The 20,270-nt window shown below is 64.7% G+C and carries 16 protein-coding genes; 13 read left to right on the top strand and 3 right to left on the bottom strand.

The genetic code is table 11. From position 1 onward, the window contains the following. Nucleotide 1: 1 nt before the first annotated feature. Entirely contained in the window at nt 2-367 is a 366-nt protein-coding gene (locus tag BN60_RS26430) for a hypothetical protein (protein ID WP_020699200.1), read from the bottom strand. A gap of 305 nt (nt 368-672) precedes the next feature. Continuing rightward, the gene (locus tag BN60_RS29285) at nt 673-3,045 is read right to left on the bottom strand and encodes a protein kinase domain-containing protein (RefSeq protein ID WP_177324867.1); all 2,373 of its coding nucleotides are present in this window, start codon (nt 3,043-3,045) and stop codon (nt 673-675) included. A 251-nt stretch (nt 3,046-3,296) separates the two neighbouring features. On the opposite strand from BN60_RS29285, the gene tssH reads away from it, so the two are divergent. Next, nucleotides 3,297-5,942, top strand: coding sequence for a type VI secretion system ATPase TssH (tssH, locus tag BN60_RS26415; protein ID WP_020699198.1), 2,646 nt, complete (start codon nt 3,297-3,299; stop codon nt 5,940-5,942). A 66-nt stretch (nt 5,943-6,008) separates the two neighbouring features. Beyond that, nucleotides 6,009-6,485, top strand: coding sequence for an Hcp family type VI secretion system effector (locus tag BN60_RS26410; protein ID WP_020699197.1), 477 nt, complete (start codon nt 6,009-6,011; stop codon nt 6,483-6,485). Between the two features lie 64 nt (nt 6,486-6,549). Here the strand turns inward: BN60_RS26410 and tssA are convergent, their stop codons facing one another. Beyond that, nucleotides 6,550-7,653, bottom strand: coding sequence for a type VI secretion system protein TssA (gene tssA / locus BN60_RS26405; protein ID WP_020699196.1), 1,104 nt, complete (start codon nt 7,651-7,653; stop codon nt 6,550-6,552). A 237-nt stretch (nt 7,654-7,890) separates the two neighbouring features. On the opposite strand from tssA, the gene tssB reads away from it, so the two are divergent. From tssB to BN60_RS26350, 11 genes are all read left to right on the top strand, one after another. After that, on the top strand, nt 7,891-8,400 hold the full coding sequence (tssB, locus tag BN60_RS26400; protein ID WP_020699195.1) for a type VI secretion system contractile sheath small subunit: 510 nt from the start codon (nt 7,891-7,893) through the stop codon (nt 8,398-8,400). A 3-nt stretch (nt 8,401-8,403) separates the two neighbouring features. Continuing rightward, a complete protein-coding gene (tssC, locus tag BN60_RS26395) occupies nt 8,404-9,891 on the top strand; it encodes a type VI secretion system contractile sheath large subunit (RefSeq protein ID WP_020699194.1) in 1,488 nt (495 codons plus the stop codon). Nucleotides 9,892-9,949: 58 nt separating this feature from the next. Then, nucleotides 9,950-11,521, top strand: coding sequence for a type VI secretion system contractile sheath large subunit (gene tssC, locus BN60_RS26390; RefSeq protein WP_020699193.1), 1,572 nt, complete (start codon nt 9,950-9,952; stop codon nt 11,519-11,521). 36 nt (nt 11,522-11,557) lie between these two features. Next, nucleotides 11,558-12,400, top strand: a complete 843-nt coding sequence (locus tag BN60_RS26385; protein WP_086002696.1) for a type VI secretion system accessory protein TagJ — start codon at nt 11,558-11,560, stop codon at nt 12,398-12,400. After that, the gene (gene tssE / locus BN60_RS26380) at nt 12,397-12,924 is read left to right on the top strand and encodes a type VI secretion system baseplate subunit TssE (RefSeq protein ID WP_020699191.1); all 528 of its coding nucleotides are present in this window, start codon (nt 12,397-12,399) and stop codon (nt 12,922-12,924) included. The genes BN60_RS26385 and tssE overlap by 4 nt, the downstream gene beginning before the upstream one ends. 3 nt (nt 12,925-12,927) lie before the next feature. Beyond that, nucleotides 12,928-14,763 carry a type VI secretion system baseplate subunit TssF gene (gene tssF, locus BN60_RS26375; RefSeq protein WP_020699190.1) on the top strand — a complete coding sequence of 612 codons (1,836 nt, stop codon included), beginning with the start codon at nt 12,928-12,930 and terminating at the stop codon, nt 14,761-14,763. Further along, nucleotides 14,760-15,833, top strand: a complete 1,074-nt coding sequence (gene tssG, locus BN60_RS26370) for a type VI secretion system baseplate subunit TssG (RefSeq protein ID WP_177324866.1) — start codon at nt 14,760-14,762, stop codon at nt 15,831-15,833. Before tssF ends, tssG begins: the two co-directional genes overlap by 4 nt. After that, the gene (locus tag BN60_RS26365; RefSeq protein WP_020699188.1) at nt 15,830-17,338 is read left to right on the top strand and encodes a class I SAM-dependent methyltransferase; all 1,509 of its coding nucleotides are present in this window, start codon (nt 15,830-15,832) and stop codon (nt 17,336-17,338) included. The genes tssG and BN60_RS26365 overlap by 4 nt, the downstream gene beginning before the upstream one ends. A 178-nt stretch (nt 17,339-17,516) precedes the next feature. After that, nucleotides 17,517-19,358, top strand: a complete 1,842-nt coding sequence (locus BN60_RS26360) for a type VI secretion system Vgr family protein (RefSeq protein WP_083856296.1) — start codon at nt 17,517-17,519, stop codon at nt 19,356-19,358. A gap of 12 nt (nt 19,359-19,370) precedes the next feature. Next, a complete protein-coding gene (locus BN60_RS31875; RefSeq protein WP_043284355.1) occupies nt 19,371-19,970 on the top strand; it encodes a DUF6931 family protein in 600 nt (199 codons plus the stop codon). After that, nucleotides 19,970-20,260 carry a PAAR domain-containing protein gene (locus BN60_RS26350; RefSeq protein WP_020699185.1) on the top strand — a complete coding sequence of 97 codons (291 nt, stop codon included), beginning with the start codon at nt 19,970-19,972 and terminating at the stop codon, nt 20,258-20,260. The genes BN60_RS31875 and BN60_RS26350 overlap by 1 nt, the downstream gene beginning before the upstream one ends. Nucleotides 20,261-20,270: the final 10 nt, after the last annotated feature.

The following is a 20,270-nucleotide window of genomic DNA, read 5'->3' as shown; positions in this document are numbered from 1 at the left end:
TTCAGTCCCTCACCTTCACCGCATCGGCGATGAACTGCGCTTCGTTGCTCGAGAGCGGTGCAGCCGATTCCCGGCAGAACGCAGCCCCCAGGATCCAGTTCACCTGTCCATTGGTGATCGGACCGTTTCGCACGAAGGCAATGCATTGCCGCTGCGGCTTCTGATACGTCACGTAGCGATCGCCAGCGGCGTTCTGGCTCGATGCCCAATTGCTGGCGCCTGTCGTGACGTTCTTGAGCGCATCCGCCGTTCGTACCCAGTCGGCTGTCGCCGAAGCGGAGACCGGGCTCATCCCGCCCACGCCATGGGCATCCACGATCCTGTAGAAGCCGATGGAGAACTCGCTCTTGGAATCGGTGTAGGCCAACCGCCACCCCTGCACGGTGCCAATTCGAAAGGTGCGCGTGTTCGAGATCCAGCATTGAGAGAAAGGCACGCCATAGACAGGGGCGCTTTCACATGGAATCTCGGCAGAGAATACCCACGAGTCCTGCGCCGAGGCGGTCTTCGACGGTCCCGCGCCGGCCACCAACGCCACGACACCGGCCAGAAGCAGGGCCAGTCTCGAGAACGGAAACGGGCCTCCGGTGCGCGGCGGCGCCCCTCGTGATTCGCCAGATCCAGGCTCTTGTCGGCAACAAGGTTCCATCTGCCTCACCTGTCACAAAGGACTCAACGCACCGCCCTCAATCCGTAAGGGCAAGAAGATTCATTCGGAAAATCGATCCGGCGGCCGGAGGAATCCTGACACGAAACGCCGTAGGTGTTGTTCGACCTTGTGGATGTCGCCGGCGCTTGAGTGACCGTCGGCGCCGGGTTCGCTGCAGCCCGCGCCCTGGCAGCCGCTTCGGCTTTCTTCTGCTCTTCGTCGTACTTCGCGACGGCCGGTGCGGCCTCGCCGAGCAGCGACTGTTGCTGGGCGGCCGTAAGATAGCCCGTCGCCGGCTGGCTGCGGGCACGTTGCCAGTTGGAGATCATCTCGCGCGAACGTGGGCCGAAAATGCCGTCGTTACCAAGCGTGTCAAAGCCCAGGGACGTCAACGCCACTTGAATGCGCTGGCGGTCCGCCAGCGTGAACTTCAAGGCGGCCTCGGTCGTCTCCGCAAGCTTCTGGGCCGCCGCTTCGGCGTCGGCCTTCTGCTTGGCCTCGGCTGCCTTCTGCTGAGCTTCCGCCGCAGCCTTCTGACGGGCTTCGGCGTCGGCTTTCTGCCGTGCATCGGCCTCGGCCTTTAGTCGGGCCTCTGCTTCGGCTTTCTGTTGGGCTTCGACGGCCGCCTTCTGGCGGGCTTCCGCCTCGGTCTTCTGCCGGGCTTCCGCTGCAGCCTTTTGACGGGCCTCGGCCTCCGCCTTTTGCTGGGCTTCGAGCGCCGCTTTCTGGCGCGCCTCGTCCTCGGCCTTCTGGCGGGCCTCCGCTTCGGCTTTCTGCCTGGCTTCCGCTGCCGCTTTCTGGCGAGCTTCGGCGTCTGCCTTCTGCTGGGCTTCGGCCGCGGCTTTCTGCCGAGCCTCCGCATCGGCCTTCTGGCGGGCCTCGGCTTCGGCTTTCTGCCTGGCTTCCGCCGCTGCCCTCTGGCGAGCGTCTTCCTCGGCTTTCTGCTGAGCCGCCGCGGCTGCTTTTTGGCGAGCCTCGGCATCGGCCTTTTGCTGCGCTTCCGCCGCTGCCTTCTGACGCGCTTCCGCCTCGGCCTTCTGCTGGGCTTCGGCCGCGGCTTTCTGGCGGGCCTCGGCTTCCGCCTTCTGTTGCGCTTCCGCCGCCGCCTTCTGGCGCGCCTCGGCCTCGGCCTTCTGTTGCGCTTCGGCGGCGGCCTTCTGGCGGGCCTCGGCTTCCTGTCGTGCTTTGGCTGCCTGTTCCTCGGCGGTCAGGACCGGCGGAGTACCCGGCGCAAAGATCAGGTATCCGCCCACGCCCAGGACGAAAACCGCCGCAACGGCGGCAATCAACCCAAGGCGCTTCCTATCAGTAAAGACCGTTTTGCGAGCAGCGCTTGCCCCGGTGATGGGGCCGTCAGCATTGCCACTCGCAGGCCGTGTCGGCTTGACGGGAGGCGGCGGGGGCGGCGGCGCGGCAGCTTTGGATGCCGGTGGCCGTTTCGGCCTCGCTGCAAAGATGGTCGAGTCGCCCTCGCCCTCACTTTCGGCTGGGAAGAGCACCTCGCGCCAGGATGCAATTGATTGCGGGCGATCCTTGGCGCGCACCATCAGGCCGACGTCGATGCCCTCCAGGGTTGCGGGGGCATAACCTTCGAGTTCGAGTGCGGCCAGCGGCTCGTAGGCATCGTTCAGCGCCCGCTCCAGGGAACTAGGGGGCGGCTTGCCGGTGATGGCGTGATAGAGCGTCGCCGACACGCCGTAGATGTCGGTCCATGGCCCCTGCTTGTCCGACGTAAGCTGCTCGGCAGCAGCATAGCGGGGCGTGAAGATGGCCGTCAGCGCGGCGGTGCGGTCGGCCATCGACGCCCGCGACGCGCCGAAGTCGATCAGCGTAGGATTGTTCTGGGTATCGAGGATGATGTTGGCCGGCTTGACGTCGCGATGAAGGAAGCCGGTCTTGTGCACGGCTTCCAGCCCATCGAGCAGGCGGCCCAGAACATATTCCGCGACGGCCGGCGGCAGCTTGCCTTCCCGCTTCAGGCGCTGCTCCAGCGTATCGCCACGCGCCAGCCCCATGATCATGTAGGCGGTGCCATTGGCTTCCAGGAAATCATGGACGCGGACGACGGCTGGCGCGCCGTCGAGGGTTGCGAGGATGCGGGCCTCTTCCAGGAAGCGCTCGCGCCCCCAGACGAAATCTTCCGCTAGCTGCGTCGACCGCGGGACGACCATCGTCCCGTCCTCGCGAAGGGCCAGGGAGGTCGGAAGATACTCTTTGACGGCGACTTCTCGACCGAGCGTCGTATCCTTGGCGTAGTAGGTGATCCCGAAGCCGCCGTGCCCGAGAACGGAAATCAGCTCATAGTTGCGCAGCCGCGTTCCTGCGGGCAGCGTGCCCCGTAACTCTTCCTGCTTGGCGCCAGCCTTGGTCTCGGCCGCCATCACCGTCCTTGCCATCGAGGTTTGGGCTGGCGGCAATTCTAGCCCAAGCGCCGGCGCTACAAAGCGCAAAAAAAGCGAGCTTCGCCGTGAAATTGCCGCCATGGCCGCGGGAGCCGACCGCACCCGTTTGACCTGCGATACGCAATCAGACGCCTGGGCTCCCAATCTCCCCTTGTCGAAGCGACCGGCGTTGCGGATATTTCGATGGTGGTCGGTGCACTACCCGCTTGCCGGGAAGTGACGTCCCAGGAGGAAGCGAGAATCACGTGCGCGCGATTGAGCTGAAACCTCTCATCGGACGTCTAAACGATGTCTGTCGCCGAGCCCTCGAAGCTGCCGCCGGCGCGACGGCCCTACGGACCCACTACAACGTCGAAATCGAGCACATGCTGATCGGCCTGCTCGACCGCACCGACACCGATATCGCCGCAATCCTGCGCCGATGGGAGATCGATCCGGCGAGAGTGCTGACCGACGTCAATCGATCGCTCGATCGGATGAAGACCGGCAATGCGCGCGCGCCGTCCTTGTCGCCCGACATCGTGGATATGGTGAAGGATGCTTGGCTGCTCGCGTCGGTGGAGCATGGCGCTACCCGCGTGCGGTCCGGCCATCTTCTCTGGGCATTGCTCGCCGACGAGACACTGGCGTTGCGGGCTCGAGAAGCTTCGCCTCGACTCACCGAGATTCCTGCCGATGTCCTGAAGCGCGAGCTGCTGACGATCTGCAAAGACACGGCGGAAGCCGCGCAGGCGACAAAGCAGGCCGATGGTTCCGAGGCCGCTGCGACGGGCGCCGGTGAAACCCGGCCGGGCGGCTCGGCAGCTCTCGATCAATTCACCATCGATCTCACGGCGCAAGCCAAGGCCGGCAAGATCGATCCGATCCTCGGCCGCGATCTCGAAATCCGCCAGATGATCGATATTCTCACGCGCCGCCGGCAGAACAATCCGATCCTCACCGGCGAAGCAGGCGTTGGCAAAACGGCCGTCGTGGAAGGGCTTGCCCTGCGCATCGCGTCCGGCGATGTCCCGCCGGCGTTGCGAGACGTTACGTTGAGGACATTGGATCTGGGCCTGCTGCAGGCCGGGGCGGGTGTGAAGGGCGAGTTCGAGAATCGCCTGAAGTCGGTGATCGAAGAGACGAAAGCCAGCCCCAAGCCGATCATCCTGTTCATCGACGAAGCGCATACGTTGATCGGCGCCGGCGGCGCCGCCGGACAGAACGATGCGGCCAACCTGCTGAAGCCTGCCCTCGCGCGTGGCGAACTGCGCACCGTCGCGGCGACCACTTGGGCCGAGTACAAGAAATACTTCGAGAAGGACGCCGCCCTGACCCGCCGGTTCCAGCCCGTGAAGGTCGAGGAGCCCAGCGAGAAGATGGCGACGGCCATGATCCGCGGTCTGGTCGACACCCTCGAACACCACCACAAGGTCAGGATCGTCGACGAGGCCGTGAGCGAAGCGGTGCGCCTGTCGGCCCGCTACATCCCGGCTCGCCAGTTGCCCGACAAGGCCGTCAGCCTGATCGACACGGCCTGCGCGCGCGTGGCGATGAGCCAGAACGCCATTCCGGCGCCGATCGACGATCGCCGCCGGCGCGTCGACCTGATCGACACCGAACTCAGGATCATCGAGCGGGAGATGGCATCGGGGCTCGACCACACCGCGCGCCGCGACGAACTGACGGCCGAGCGCGTTCGGGTCGGCGAGGAACTCGCGGACCTGGAAAAACGCTGGGAAGCCGAGCGGGCGATTGTCGCCGAAATCGACGAAGTCCGTGGCCGGATCGAATCTCCCGCCCCCGACGCGGATGCCACCGCCGATCGCACCAAGCTGGCAGAGCTCTCGACGAAGCTACGCGCGCTGCAGGGCGAGCAACCGCTGATCTTTCCGATCGTCGACGGCCAGGCGGTCGCCGAGATTGTCGAGAGCTGGACCGGCATCCCCGCCGGACGGATGCAATCGGACGAGATCCGTACTGTTCTCAATCTGCGCGAGGCCATGGAGCGCCGGGTCGTCGGACAAAGCCATGCCATGGCCGCAGTCGCCAAGGCCATCCATACGAGCCGCGCCGGACTGACCGACCCGCGTCGCCCCATCGGCGTCTTCCTGTTCGTCGGCACGTCCGGCGTCGGCAAGACCGAGACGGCACTCAGCCTGGCCCAGCTTCTCTACGGCGGAGAACAAAACGTAACCACCATCAACATGGCCGAGTTCAAGGAAGAGCACAAAGTCAGCCTGCTGATGGGCAGCCCGCCGGGCTATGTCGGCTACGGCGAAGGCGGCGTGCTGACCGAAGCGGTGCGGCGGCGTCCCTACAGCGTCGTCCTTCTCGACGAGATGGAGAAGGCGCATGCCGGCGTGCAGGACGTATTCTACTCAGTGTTCGACAAGGGCAACATGAAGGACGGCGAAGGCCGCGACATCGATTTCAAGAACACAGTCATCATCATGACCAGCAATGCTGGTACGGATCTGATCACGAAACTGTTCGCCGATCCCGACACCGCACCGGACGCCGCCGGCCTTGCAGAAGCTCTGCGACCAGAGCTGGCAAAGGTCTTCAAACCGGCCTTCCTCGGCCGCCTGACGCTGGTGCCGTATTTCCCGCTTTCGGATTCGGTAATCCGCCAGATCGTCGTCATGCAGCTCGAGAAGATTCGAGCCCGCGTGCGCGATACCTATCGCGCGACGATCGACTGGGCTCCTGAGCTGGTAGAGGCAATTGCGGCGCGCTGCACGGAGAGCAGTTCCGGCGCGAGAAACGTGGAAAACATCCTCACTCGAACTCTACTGCCCGATCTGTCTGCCGAAATATTGGCACGGCTTGCCGACGGCGAGACCATTCAGAACGTCCAGGTTGGTCTCAAACCGGATGGGTTGTTCTTCTTTGCCATTAACAAACCCTAATCGGATTGCTATTGTTTTTGCAGTTGAGTGCTTGTGGACGCCTGCTTTTGGAAGTGGAGGCTGACCGTGGCAATCTACATGAAGTTCGGCTCGGTTAACGGCGCAGTTACGACCGAAGGATACAAGAACTGGATTGAACTCCATTCGTTTCAGTTCGGAACGAGCCGGCAGATGACGACCGGGGCTCGCGGTGGCAAGCGCGAAGGGTCGGATCCTTCCATCAGCGAAATCGTCGTCACCAAGGAGAACGACGCTTCGTCCACCAAGCTCTTCCAGGACTCGGTCAGCGGAAACATGGACACCAAGGTCGAGATCAAGATGACGACGACCGTGAAGAACAAAGTCGAAACCTATCTCACCTACGAGCTGGTCGATTGCGGAGTCAGCAGCTACTCGGTGAGCTCGGGCGGCGACAAGCCAATGGAAAGCCTGTCGCTGAACTTCACGAAGATCACAGTCACACCGACGCCACTCGACGCAGCAGGCCAGATCAAGAAGGGCGACGTCGTGACCTACGATCTCCAGAAAATGAAGGCGAACTAAGGAAGATCGGCAGTCGCCGTCGGCTGGACGCGCTCGGTGAAGCGACACCCCAGGAAGAGTTGCTTTACTGAGCGGTATCGGGCCGCTTCATACCCACGCTGACCAGCAACGCGCCACGCGTAGCGTCATCCTGGATAAGCTCGGCCACCAGTTCCGGCCAAAGCATTCGTCCGCGCCGGGCCGCTTCTTCCAACGTGTAGCCGAGCGGCGAATTGGGTTCGTTCTGTTTGAACCAGGCAGAAATCTCCTCGAGCTGACGCAGCGCCTGTTCGCGCCCGGCAATCGGTCCCGTCGCCATGGTGCCTGCGGCGGGTCCTGAAGACTGACCGTCGGCGGGTGCTTGTTCCTGATCGGCGGCAGGTTCGGCGGCCGCAGGAACGAAGCGGCCACAAACTTCGAGCATGAGTTGCAAGGCATCGCGCACCCTGTTGCCGGATGGACTTGCATCGCCTGCCTTTTCGTCGAGTTGCAGCCCCATCTTTTCCCAAGCATCTGCGGTCTGAACGATTGCGTCGCGCAGGGCCTGCCAGTGAGCGCGTCCCGCGGCGCGGGCTTCATTCTCGAAGTCGTCGAACGGCACCACACCGGCTGCAATCCGCTGCTCACGCCGCTCTGGGTCGGTGATGCCGGACAGATCCAGCGTTGCCTGGTACTGCCACAGGCCAAACGGAGTACCGTCCGGCCGGCTAAAAAGGGGGGTCTTTCGCAAGGGCTGCATCAGGGTGCCGTCAGCCCCCTGTCCGGAAAGGCCGGCGACAGCCGCCACACGCGTTTCCAGGCCGCTCTCGTCGGGCATCGGATAGAGGCCGTCCCAATGCTGCTCCACGAGACCGGCGATGATCGACGCCCCCACCGTCAGGCCCGACAATCCGGCAATCCGGACCAGTGCCTCGGTAAGCCAGGTTGCGACCTCGAGGTCCTTGGTGCTCGTCTTCAGCGCGTCGATCGCCAGCGTGGCCACCGGACGCCAGAGCGTCGCCACGCCCTCGACGCTGCCATCGCCGTCCGCCCGCCGCTCGGCATCCCGCGCTTCGGCGCGGGCATCGCGCAATCGGAAATACAGGGAAGTCGGCGAATAATCCTGCCGAAGATCGACACCCGTTGCCTGGTCACCGGGAATCGGCGCCAGAATTGCCTCGATATCGGCCGCTTCAAGTTCCGAGATCATTGCAAAGCCACCCGCTCCTGAACCTGCCGATGATACAGGCAGCGTCGCATCGTTGAAGGGTCAAACACAGCGGAAGGTTGTTTTTGTTCGAGGCCAGTCACCGGGACCGCACGACCCGTTCGCCGCGCCTTCCGGTCGAGCCTCTAAGGCTTTGTTCTACTATGTAAAATCCGCAGGCGCAGCGCATGGACGAGGCACACCGTCCAGAGTATTCTTGCCTGAGGGAGGGTCTATGCGATGAGCTCCAGTATCCACGACAAGCTAAATCGTGTGCGCAAACCCAGGGTCCACATTACCTACGAAGTCGAAACCGAAGGCGCTCAGATTCTGCGAGAGCTTCCATTCGTCGTCGGGATCATGGGCGATTTCTCGGGAGATCCGACGACCCCCTTGCGGCCCCTTACCGATCGCAAGTTCACTCAGATCGACCGGGACAATTTCAACGATGTCATGGCCAACATGGCGCCCGGGCTGAAGCTGAAGGTCGACAACAAACTCGCCGACGACGGCACGCAGATGGCGGTCGATCTCAAGTTCAGTTCGCTGGACGATTTCGAACCCGCGCGCGTCGCCAATCAGGTCCCTGCGCTCGCGGCGCTTCTTCAGACGCGCGAGAAACTGCGCGACCTCATGAGCAAGGTCGATCGTTCGCAGGAATTGGAGACACTGCTGGAGCAGGTGTTGCGATCCGAGGACGAGCTCAAGTCCCTGTCCGGCGAATTGGGTATCAAGAAGGCGGAGGGCTAGCATATGGCTGAGAGCGCACGCCAGGGAGAAGCGGCCACCACGACCGAGGCGGCCCCCGGTCTACTCGATCAGATCATCACCAACACCAAGCAGACCCAGCCCGACCGCGCCCAGGACCTGGTCAAGACCCTCGTCGAACAGGCGCTGGCCGGCACGGTCACGTTCGATCGCAACCTGACCCGCACCTTCGACAAGGCGATCGCGGCGATCGACGCCAAGCTGTCGGCGCAGCTCAACGCCATCATGCACGATCCGAAGTTCCTCAAGCTCGAAGGCACCTGGCGGGGACTGCATTACCTGGTCCAGAACTCCGAAACCGGCACGGCGCTGAAGCTGCGCGTGCTGAACATGAGCAAGCGGGAACTCAACCGCGATCTCACCAGGGCGATCGAGTTCGACCAGAGCGAACTCTTCAAGAAGATCTACGAGAACGAATTCGGCACGCCGGGCGGCGAGCCCTACGGCGCCCTGATTGGCGACTATGAATGGTCGAACCATCCCGACGACATCGAGACGTTGCGTCTGATGTCCAATGTCGCGGCGGGCGCGTTCGCGCCGTTCATTTCGGCGGCATCAGCCAGCATGTTCGGCTTCGATTCATGGACGGAACTGTCCAAGCCGCGCGACCTCGCGAAAATCTTCGACACCGTGGAATACGCGAAGTGGCGAAGCTTCCGCGACAGCGAGGATTCGCGTTTCGTGAACCTCGTGATGCCGCGCGTCATCGCGCGACTGCCTTATGGCAAGGCGACCAAGCCGATCGACGAGTTCGCCTACGAGGAAGCGCCGCTGGCGCCCGGCGGCAAGACACGCGTAATGGATCACGACTCCTATTGCTGGTCCAATGCCGCCTATGTCATGGGCGCAAGGCTGACCGATGCCTTCGCGCGCTATGGCTTCTGCACCGCCATTCGCGGCGCCGAGGGCGGCGGCAAGGTCGAGAACCTGCCGACCCACGTGTTCACCTCGGACGATGGCGACATCGACACCAAGTGCCCGACCGAGATCGGCATCACCGACCGGCGCGAATTCGAGCTGTCGAATCAGGGCTTCCTGCCGCTCAGCCATTACAAGAACACCGACTACGCCGTGTTCTTCGGCGGGCAGACGACGCAAAAGCCGAAGAAATACGACCGTCCGGAAGCGACATCCAACGCCGCGATCTCCGCACGGCTTCCCTACATCATGGCGACCAGCCGGTTCGCCCATTACCTGAAGGTGATGGCGCGCGACAAGATCGGCAGCTTCATGGAAGCCAGCAATGTCGAGAGCTGGCTCAACCGCTGGATTCAGAACTATGTGAATCCCAACGAAGATGCCGGACAGGAGATGAAGGCGCGTTTCCCGCTGCGCGAGGCAAAGGTCGAGGTGAAGGAAATTCCGGGCAAGCCGGGATCTTACAACGCCGTCGCCTATCTGCGTCCCTGGCTGCAGATGGAGGAGCTGACCACGAGCCTGCGCATGGTGGCGAGCATTCCGAAGATGTCCTGACCGCGTCGGCGGTTCCCGCCGGCGCCAATCGGCCTGACAGGGTGGGATCGGCGATATCATGGGCAGTGATGCGACGATATCGGCGGCCACGGCGACGCCCGTGGCGCCCGCCGTACAAGGGACCGCGCTGCAGGACCAGTCGCTGCGAGAACGCGTTCTGGCCGGACACTATTTTGCCGACCGCCATGCCGCCACGGCAGGCGACCTGAGCACCTTCCTGCATGGGGGACTAGACACTCTCGGTGCATTGCGGGCGTGGTTCGGGGATGGCCTGACCAGCCTTCTCGCGACAGGGACGCTGCGGGGGGCTATCGACCGCGACATCGCCGATATCGATACGGCGCTGGGCCAACAGCTCGACGCGGTGCTTCACGCTCCACGCCTCCAGCAGCTCGAGGGGCGCTGGCGCGGCCTGGCCTGGCTGGTCGCCGGCGTCGAACCGGGGCGGCGCATCAAGGTGCGGCTGCTTCCCGTTAAATGGGCGGAGGTTTGCCGGGACCTCGAGCGGGCCCTGGAATTCGACCAGAGCCAGATGTTCCGGAGGATCTACGAAGACGAGTTCGGCATGCCGGGTGGCGAACCCTATGGCCTGATGGTGATAGACCATGCCGTCCGACATCACGTAGGTCCCGGTGCGTCGACGGACGATGTCGGGGCCCTCATGAGGTTTTCCGCGGTCGCCGCGGCTGCCTTCATGCCGACTGTGCTGTCGCTCGATCCGAACGTGCTCGAAGTCGGGCAGTTTGCCGACCTCGAAGGCGTGCGGGACATCACCGCCCCGCTGCGCAGCACGGAGCATATGCGCTGGCGCAGCCTGGCGGGACGCGCCGACATGCGCTTCATCGCGATCACGTTTCCGCGACTGCTGGCGCGCCATCCGTGGACGGACGACCCCAGCCGCGTCGATGGCTTTCGCTACAGCGAGTATGCCCCCGACACGGCATCGCGCGTCTGGATGAGTGCCGGCTATGCCTTCGCCGCGTGCGCGGTGCGTGCCTTCGCTGACAACAACTGGCCGGCCGACGTCAGAGGGGTCGAAATCGATCGGGTCGGCGGCGGTCTGATCACCGATCTGCCGTCCGAGCCTTTTGCCAGCGGCCCGCCCCTCGCCTGGCCGCGTCGCGGTATCGAGTATCAGTTCAGCAGCCGGCAGGAGCAGGCGCTGGTCGAGGTCGGCATGATGCCGGTGGGTGTACTGCCGTTCGGCCCCGATATGGTGTTCGGCGCCTCGCGCAGCCTGCAGGCGCCGGCGAGCTATTCGGGCGCGACCGCGGCGGCAGCCGAGGCCAACGCTCGACTCTCCGCCCAGATCAATTCCATGCTGTGCGCCGCGCGCTTCGCGCATCTGCTCAAGGTCATGGGCCGGGACATGGTGGGCTCTTTCCGAACGGCCGACGAAATCGAGCGTCAGCTCAATCGCTGGCTCCAGGACTACGTCAACACCAACATCGACGGCACGACGGACTCGCGGGCCCGCTATCCCCTGGTCGAAGGCAATGTCGAGGTGCGCGAACTCCCGGGGAAGCCGGGCGTCTTCGGCTGTACCATTCACCTGCGTCCGCATTATCAGCTCGACGACGTGACGACCGCATTCCACCTTGTCACCGAGCTGGCCGCGCCGCGCACCTGACGTTTCCCGCGTCGGGTCACTCTGCCAGGAGGATCGATGTCAAATTCTCCCCCGATGACTTCCGGCCGCAGCGAGGCGGGCCGCCTCTTTCACGAAGGCAATCTCGCCGACGCGGTGACCGCCGCAACAGCTGCGGTGCGCAAGGCGCCGACCGACATCGGAGCGCGCGTTCTCCTCGCCGAACTCCTGCTCTTCTCCGGCAACATCGACCGCGTCGACGTGGTTCTCGATGCCTGTGCCGAGCTCGACCCGACCGCGGCCGTAGTGGTGGCAGAGTTCCGCCAGTTGCTGCGCGGGGAGACGGCGCGGCGGCAGCTCTTCAAGGAGGGTCGTGTCCCCGAGTTCCTCGGCGAGCCGACCGAGGCCCAGCGCCTGTCGCTAGCGGCTGTCGTGGCCTTGCGCAACGATGCGTTCGAGGAGGCGGGCAAGCTCGCTGCGCAAGCCGAGGAGGCGCGCCCGCATCCCCGTGGCAGCCTCCGCGGCACGCCGTTCGACGATATGCGCGACGCCGACGACCTGCTGGCCACCTGCTTCGAAGTCATCACCACGACCGGCAAGTATTTCTGGATCTCGCCCGACAGGGTCGCCCTGCTGGAACTGCACCCGATGAAGCGGCCGCGCGACCTCTTCTGGCGTCGCGCCACCATGCAGGTGACCGGCGGCCCCGATGGCGATGTCTATCTGCCGACCCTCTATCCACCGGCGCCCGATACGGCCGCGAATCTGTCGGATGCCCTGAAGCTCGGCCGAGCCACCGATTGGCAGCAGGCCGGCGAGAACGGCCCGATGCGTGGCGTAGGCGCCGTGACGCTGCTGGTGGGCGAGGAGGCCCAGACCTGGCTGGAAATGGAAGACCTCAAGTTCCAGGCCGCTGCATGAGCGACGCCAGGGGACGCGCCGTATCGGAGAGCAAAGGCACCGCACGAGCGCGGCGGGCGCAGCTTCCGCTGCTCGACCGGCTCATCGACGCCGAGCCGACGGAGCAGACGGACCGCGCGCTTTCGACGTCGGCCGCAATGGCCGTCCTGCGCGCCAGCGTCTGCAGCGACCTCGAGGAACTGCTGAACACCCGCAGGCGCTGGCGCTCCTGGGATCCCGATCTCGCCGAACTGAAACATTCCCTCGTCGCGTTCGGGTTGCCTGACTTTGCATCGGGCGCCTTCAACGATCCGCGTCGCCGGGAAGAGCTGCGCCTGCACGTCGAGGAATGCATCCGCAACTTCGAGCCGCGCATCACCAACCTCCGGGTCTCGCTGGTCGAAGCCACCGACAGGACGAGTGGCACCCTGCGGCTGCGGATCGACGCGATGCTCCGGGCCGAGCCGGCGCCCGAGCCCATCATCTTCGACACCGTCGTCGATCTCGTCGCCAAGACCGTGACTGTTTCCGAAGAGGAGAGCTGACGGGTGTCGGACGCGTTGCTTGCCTATTTCAATCGAGAGCTCCAGGCATTGCGCGGACTGGCCGGGGAGTTCGCGGAGCGTCATCCGAAGATCGCCGGCCGCCTCCGCCTGACGAAGGACACTGTCGACGACCCGCACGTCGGCCGCCTGCTCGAGGGCGTGGCCTTCCTGGGCGCCCGTGTTCAACATCGACTCGACGACGAGTTTCCCGAGCTGACCGACGGTCTGCTCTCGGTGCTCTACCCGCACTATCTCGCCCCCATGCCGTCGGTCGCGATCACCCGGTTCGCTGCCGATCCGGGCATGCCGGGGCCCGCCCACCTGCCGTCCGGCCTCGCCATCGAAAGCGAGCCGGTCGGTGGCGAGCCCTGCCAGTTCCGCACCGCCTATCCGTTGACGCTTTGGCCCATCGAGATCGAAGCGGTTCGTCTTTCGGGCATGCCCCTGCCCGCCCCACCCAATCCGGCGGCGGAAGAGGCCGTGTCGTGCCTGCGGATCACCCTGCGGTGCGTCGACCCTGCCGTGACCTTCACGCAGCTCGGGCTCGACAGGCTGCGCTTCTTTCTGGGAGGCGAGCAGGGATCGTTGCTCCTCGAGCTATTGCTGGCGCACACTGTGTCGATCGCCCTTGCCGACGATCACACGGACGCGCGGCCGGTGATCCTGCCGCCCGATGCACTGCAGGCGGTAGGGTTCGCGCCGGAAGAAGCGCTCTTCCCTTGGCCCGCGCGCTCCTTCTCGGGCTTTCGCCTCTTGAGCGAGTACTTCGCCGCCCGGGAAAAGTTCCTGTTCATCGACATCACCCGCCTCGACGCCAAGACCATGGTGTCGGCCGGCAATCGCATGGACATCTTCGTCTATCTCGACCGCGCGATACCGGATCTCGAAAGGTCGGTTCAGGCATCCAGCCTCACGCTCGGCTGCACGCCGATCGTCAATCTGTTCGAGCAGAAGTGCGACCCCGTTCAGCTCGACCACACGAGCATCGAGTATCGCATCGAACCGGATGTCCGCCGGCCCGCGAGCCTGGAAATCTGGTCGGTCGAACGTGTCCGTGAAAGTCTTCCAGGGGGCGAGTTCCGCACCTGGCAGCCTTTTCATCGGCTGACGCGTCGCCACACAGGCGACGCCGCCGATGTCGGCCGGTTCTTCGGTACAGCGCGTCGGGAAACGACCGGCGGCATCCGTGGCACCGACGTCTTCCTGCTGCCGCACGACGCCGGCTTCGATCCCCAGGACGAGACGACCGGCGTTCTGTCGATCGACGCCCTTTGCTGCAATCGCGATCTGCCGGCGTCACTGCCGTTCGGTGGTGGGCGGCCGACGCTGCGACTGGTGGAGGGCGCTGCGGTCGTCACCGGGCTGACCTGTCTTACCGCGCCGACGCCGACTTTGCGTATGCCGCTCCAGGAGCGCGGCTTCTGGCGCTTGATCTCCCATCTTTCCCTTGGTCATCTCAGCGTTGTCGGAGGCGAAGCTGCGGCCGACGCGCTGCGCGAGGTCCTGCGCCTCTATGATTGCCGCGAGTCGACCGAGTCGCGCGCGGCGATCCGCGCGCTGCTCGATGTGTCGTCGCGCCCGGGGACCGCGCGCATTCCGGGCCTCAGCGGTCCTGGCAAGCGTGCCGGCGGGTTCTGCCGCGGGCTGGACGTAACCCTGACCTTCGACGGCCAGGCCTGGACGACCAACGGCCTCTATGTGCTCGCCTCCGTACTGGACCGCTTCCTCGCCCTGCATGCGACCGTGAACTCGTTTGTCCGGACCGAGGTACGCCTGCGCGGTCGCCCCGAAGCCGTCGCCAAGTGGCCGCCGCGCGCCGGCAGCCAGGTGCTGCTGTGACCGAGCTGCCCCGGGGCCGACGCCCGCGCAGCGCCTGGGCGCGTCTGCAGGCGGAACCAAGGCGCTTCACTTTCGATGCGGCGGTGCGCCTGCTCACCTTCCATCGCCGGCAGCCCGATCCCGCCGAGGCGACGAGGTTCACGGCCGTCGCCGGATCGGCCTATTCCGGCGCCGAGGTGACCGAGGTGAGATCCGACGCCAAGGACTCTGCGCCGCGCGTCACGGTCGGTCTCATCGGTCTCACCGGCCCGGTCGGCGTACTGCCGCGGCAATATTCCGATGCGGTCGTCGCCGATCAGAGGACGCGCTCCTTCTCGCTCACTGACTTCCTCGACGTCGTCTCGCATCGCATGATCGCGGCTTTCGCCGCCGCCGGCGCAAAATACCGTCCGCATCGCGCGGCCGACTCCGGCCTTCTGGCATCGCCGCAGAAGCCGGCCGATCCTGTCGCCGATGCGCTTCTGGCATTGACCGGCTACGCGACGCCGCATCTCGCCAACCGCCTGCTGGCGGGCCCGGCGGCACTGCGCCACTACGCGGGCTTCTTTTCCGCCCATCCCCGCTCGACGGATCGCCTCGAGGCCCTTGCCTCCGATTGGCTGGGCCGGCCGGTCAAGGTCAACCAGTTTGCCGGCGCCTGGATGGCGCTGCCCGTGGATCAACGCACCCGCTTGCCGACCGGCGTTTCCCTCGGCGCTTTCAGTCGGTTGGGCATCGACGCCGCCGCCGGGGTGCGTTCCTGGGACCAGCAGGCCCGGATCGTTCTGAAGATCGGCCCGCTCGACCTGCCCTACTTCGAGCGGCTGCTGCCGAACAGCCCGTTGCTGCGCGAGCTGGTCTCGCTGGTGCGCGCCTTCGTGGGCTTCGAGGTGGGCTTCGCGATCAATCCGGTGCTTGCTCGCACCGCCGTTCCGCCGCTTGCTCTCTCGCCTCCGGACGCGACCGGCGCCGCCGGCGTGGGGCCGCTTCTGGGCTGGAATACTTGGCTGCCAGCATCCGCGGCCCTCCCTCGACGGACGGATGCTGACGACGCTGTATTCGAGGGTGAAGTTGTCGAAGGACATCCATGAGCCGACCGTGGAGCAACGGCTACGTCGCCGACGTCGCATATATCGAGGGTTACTACGTCCAGCAGTCGCCGATGCGACTGGCCTTGGCCTGCCATATCGGCGGCGTGGCGATGGACCTTCCCGAACCCGACGACCAGGTCAGCTATCTCGAACTGGGGTGCGGCCTGGGCATCGGTGCGCTGCTGACCGCCGCCGCCAATCCGGGATGGCGGGTGACCGCGGTCGACTACAACCCTGCCCATATTGCCGCCGGCGCCAGCCTCGCCCGGGCCGCCCGTCTCGACAACATCCATTTCGTTGAGGCCGACCTCTCGCAGTTCGCCGAGAGCGCGGAAGGACGGGCGATGCCGGCGGCCGACTTCGTCAGCATGCACGGTTTGTGGTCCTGGGTGAGCCGCGACGTACGAGCCGGGATCGTCCGGCTCCTCGCCGCCAAAACACGGCCCGGCGGAGCCGTGCACGTGAGCTACAATGCCCTGCCTGCCTGGCAGGGCGCCATCGGCATGCAACGCATCGTCTACGAGGCCGGCATCCGGTCAGCCGGCCGCAGCGACGCGCAGGCACAGACGGGCCTCGCCCTTGCGCGCGACATCAAGGCTGCCGGGGGCAAGTACCTGGTCGAGAGCCCGCTCGCGAGCGACCTTATCGACACGACAAGCGCCATGGCGGCAGAGTATCTATCGCACGAATTCATGAGCGCCCATTGGGCACCGGCCTTCCATGCCGACGTCGCCGCAGCAATGGCGGAAGCCAAGCTGGACTGGATCGCTTCGGCCAATCCGCTGGAGAACTTCAACGAGTTGATGCTGACGGAGGAGCAGCGCGCGCTGCTGGATCGCTACGACGATCCGATCATGCGCGAACTGGTCAAGGACACCTGCTTTCCGCGTCAGCTACGCCACGACGTCTTCATGCGCGGCGCCCGGCGGCTACGCAATGACGAGCGTGACGCCAAGCTCGCCCGCCTGACCGTCGTCCCCGTGGTCAGCCCGGCGGAACTTCAGACGACACTGCATGTCCCGGCGGGCAAGGCGGAAATGTCCGCACCACTGAAGACCATGATGGCCGCGGCGATGCGAGGTCCGGCGACGATCGCCGAGCTGCTCGCCCTCGAACCCGGCCACAGTACGCCGCCGGAGCTGATCGGCGTGCTGGTGGGTTCCAATCAATGCCAGGTTGCCTTGCGTCCCGATGGACCGCAGCCCGATTCTGCCGACCGACTGAATCGCGCCCTCGCCGCGCGCGTAGTGTCGATTGCCGAAGCCAAGACGTCGAGCGGCCTTGCGTCATCGCGGTTGGGCGGCGGCCTCTCGGCGCCTCCTCTCGTGCAGTTCATCGCCGGCCGGCTCCTGAGTGGAGAACGCGAGGATCAGATCGACACATGGATCGAAAGGCTCAGCGCCGACATCCTGCCGGAAAAGCGCGACAAGGTTCGGGAAGTGGTGGGCATCGCCGTCGAACAGCGCGTTCCGATCCTTCGCCAGCTTCGGATCGTGCCAGAATAGAGAGACGCCATCGAAATGAGCGAATTCAATGAAATGCTCTCGAAGACGGATCGACGACACCGAGGGTAACCGGGTGCGCAATGCCATGCTTGTTCCTTTTCCGGTCGAGCTGGGCTACCGTGCCGGCTTGGGAGAGTCGACCGTGATGTGGCTTCTACCCACTGGGATGCCGTAGCAGATGCCGCCCGACAGGAAACCGCTACTGTCACTCACGAGCACGGCGGAATCGCCGCTGCATCCCATTCGGATGGTGGCGCACGAGATCATTTGCGATCTGTTTCGCTTCGAAATCGAGGTGGTGCCGACGACAGACGACAAGATCGACATGAAGGCCATGCTGAACAAGCCGGCCTGCCTCGCCGTCAACCATGGCAACGAGACGACGCGCTACTTCCACGGAATCGTCAGCCGCTTCAGCCTCATCGAGCGGCAAGGCCACACCGACTCGCTCTATCTCATGGTTCTCGAACCGCAGCTCGCCCACGCCGACATTCGCAGCGACTGCCGCCTGTTCTTCAACAAGACCGCCGAAGACATCATCAAGACGATCCTGGACGAAATGGGTGTGACGAAAACGGCGTTCCGTCTCTACTCCCAGCCGCCGCAGCGCAAGGTGACGACGCAGTACAACGAGACGTCGCTGGATTTCATGACCCGGCTGATGGAAGAAGAAGGCTGGTACTATTTCTTCGAGCACGCGTCCGACGGTCACACGCTCGTTGTGACCAACGACAACAACGGCTTCGCCACCATTGCCGACGCTACCGTCAGGCTCGGCGTGGGCGATGCAACGGACATGCTGAGCGAGCATCGAAGGATCGAAGAGTTTGCCGAAGGCAAGATAGCCCTGCGCGACTACGACGACGAAGCGCCCAGCAAGAATCTCAAGGTCGAGCAGAGCACGATCCTCAAGCATGGCGGAACAAGCCATCGCCCTGTCTTTCAGTGGCCTGCCCTGACCTACGACACTTCGCAGGCCAAGGAGCGGGCCAAGCGACGGATGGAAGCAGCCGAAGCGTCGGTTTCCCTGATCGAGGCGAATGGCGCACTGGCCAGCCTCTTCGCCGGCGGCAAGTACAAGTTCCGCGACAAGAGCGGCACGGAGACCGTCTACGTCGTCCGGGAGATCACTCACACGGCCGAAGACACAGCCGCCATGGCCAACGAGGGAACGGCGAGCTACCTGAACAGCTTCTCAGCCTTTCCGAATACGGTACCCTGGCGCGAACCGATGGAAACGCCGCGCCCCCGCATGGAGGGGCTGCATACCGCCATCGTCGTCGGCCCCAGCGGCGAGGAGATCCATACCGACGATCATGGGCGCGTAAAGATCCGGTTTCCCTGGGATTGGCGCGAGGACGCAACCGCCGACAGTGCCAACTGGGCCCGCGTGGTGCAGCCCTGGGCCGGCGATCAATGGGGCGCTCAGTTCATCCCACGCGTGGGCACGGAAGTCGCCGTCGCCTTCATGGACTCCGACCCGGACCGGCCGATCGTCGTGGGAGGCCTCTACAACGGCAACGACAAGCCGATTTTTCCCGTCGGCGAGAAGACGAAGCTCGGCTTCCGTTCGCGCTCCACGACCAAGGGCGGTTCGGACGATTTCAACGAGATTTCGGTCGACGACAAGAAGGGCAAGGAGGTGCTCTTTCTGCATGCGCAGAAGGACATGAAGGTCGAGGTCGAGAACGACCAGAAGCTCACGGTCGACAACAACCGCACGGTCGTGATCACCGGCAACGAGGACGTAACGCTCAAGAGAGGCAATCAGACCACGAAACTAGATTTGGGCGATGTCTCGGTGACCGCCAGTCTCGGCAAGATTTCCATGGAGGCCCTGCAATCCATCACGCTGAAGGTCGGAGCGAGCTCCATCACGGTGGATCAGATGGGCGTTACGGTTAAAGGCATGATGGTGAAAATCGACGGATCGGTAATGACGGACGTGAAAGGCACGATGACGACCGTCAACGGCACGGCGATGCTGACGCTCAAGGGCGCCATCCTTTCGATCAACTGATAGACCTCCAAGATGCCTGCTCAACCTCCTTCCCGAAACAAGATCAGCGGAGAGCTCTCGCGTTTGCTGCCCCATCTGCAGCTCGACGCCAAGGCAACCGCAGCACTCGATGGATGCGATGAAGCGGCTGGCGCTTTGAACCGACTCGAAGAGGCGGGCCTCCTGGCCGAAGCGACCCGACTAGTTGCTCACGCCCTTCCGGCACGCGAGGCCGTTTGGTGGGCCTGCGCCTGTGCACGCCATACCGCTTCGTCCAGTACCAATCCCGAGTCCGAATCTGCACCTCGCGACGCCGCGGAAGAATGGGTGCGCCGGCAATCCGACGAACAGCGCCGGACGGCAATGAAGGAAGCCGAGAAATCCGGCTTCGGGAGCCCCGAGGCCTGGGCGGCCGTTGCCGCTTTCTGGAGCGGCGACTCGATGGCGCCACCCGACGTGCCGAAGGTACCGCCGCAGCCGCACTTCACCGGGCTTGCCGTCGCCGGCGCGGTCGCCATGTCGGCCGTCCGTGGCTCCGCAGTACGGCGCGAAGAGCGGCTTCGTGCCTTTCTCGCTTCGGCAAAGGATATTGCGGCCGGCGGCGCCGGCCGCATCGACGTGGAGAAAGTCTGATGGGCATGCCGGCGGCCCGCCTGAACGACATGCATGTTTGCCCCATGGTGACGGTGCTCGTCCCGCATGTCGGCGGCCCGATTGTCGGGCCCGGTTGTCCCACCGTGCTGATCGGCGGCATGCCCGCGGCTTGTGTCGGTGACATCGTCACCTGCGCCGGACCACCCGATGCCATCGTCATGGGATCCTTCACGGTGATGTTCGGCGGCCGTCCGGCTGCTCAGCTCGGCAGCTTGACCGCGCATGGCGGCACGGTCGTCATGGGCTACCCGATGGTCCTCGTCGGCTGACGGGTCGGCG

The sequence above is a fragment of the Reyranella massiliensis 521 genome (assembly GCF_000312425.1).
In the GTDB taxonomy this organism is placed as follows: domain Bacteria; phylum Pseudomonadota; class Alphaproteobacteria; order Reyranellales; family Reyranellaceae; genus Reyranella; species Reyranella massiliensis.
Note: the sequence above shows the minus strand (reverse complement) of the source record. Positions and strands in the feature narration are given on the sequence as shown.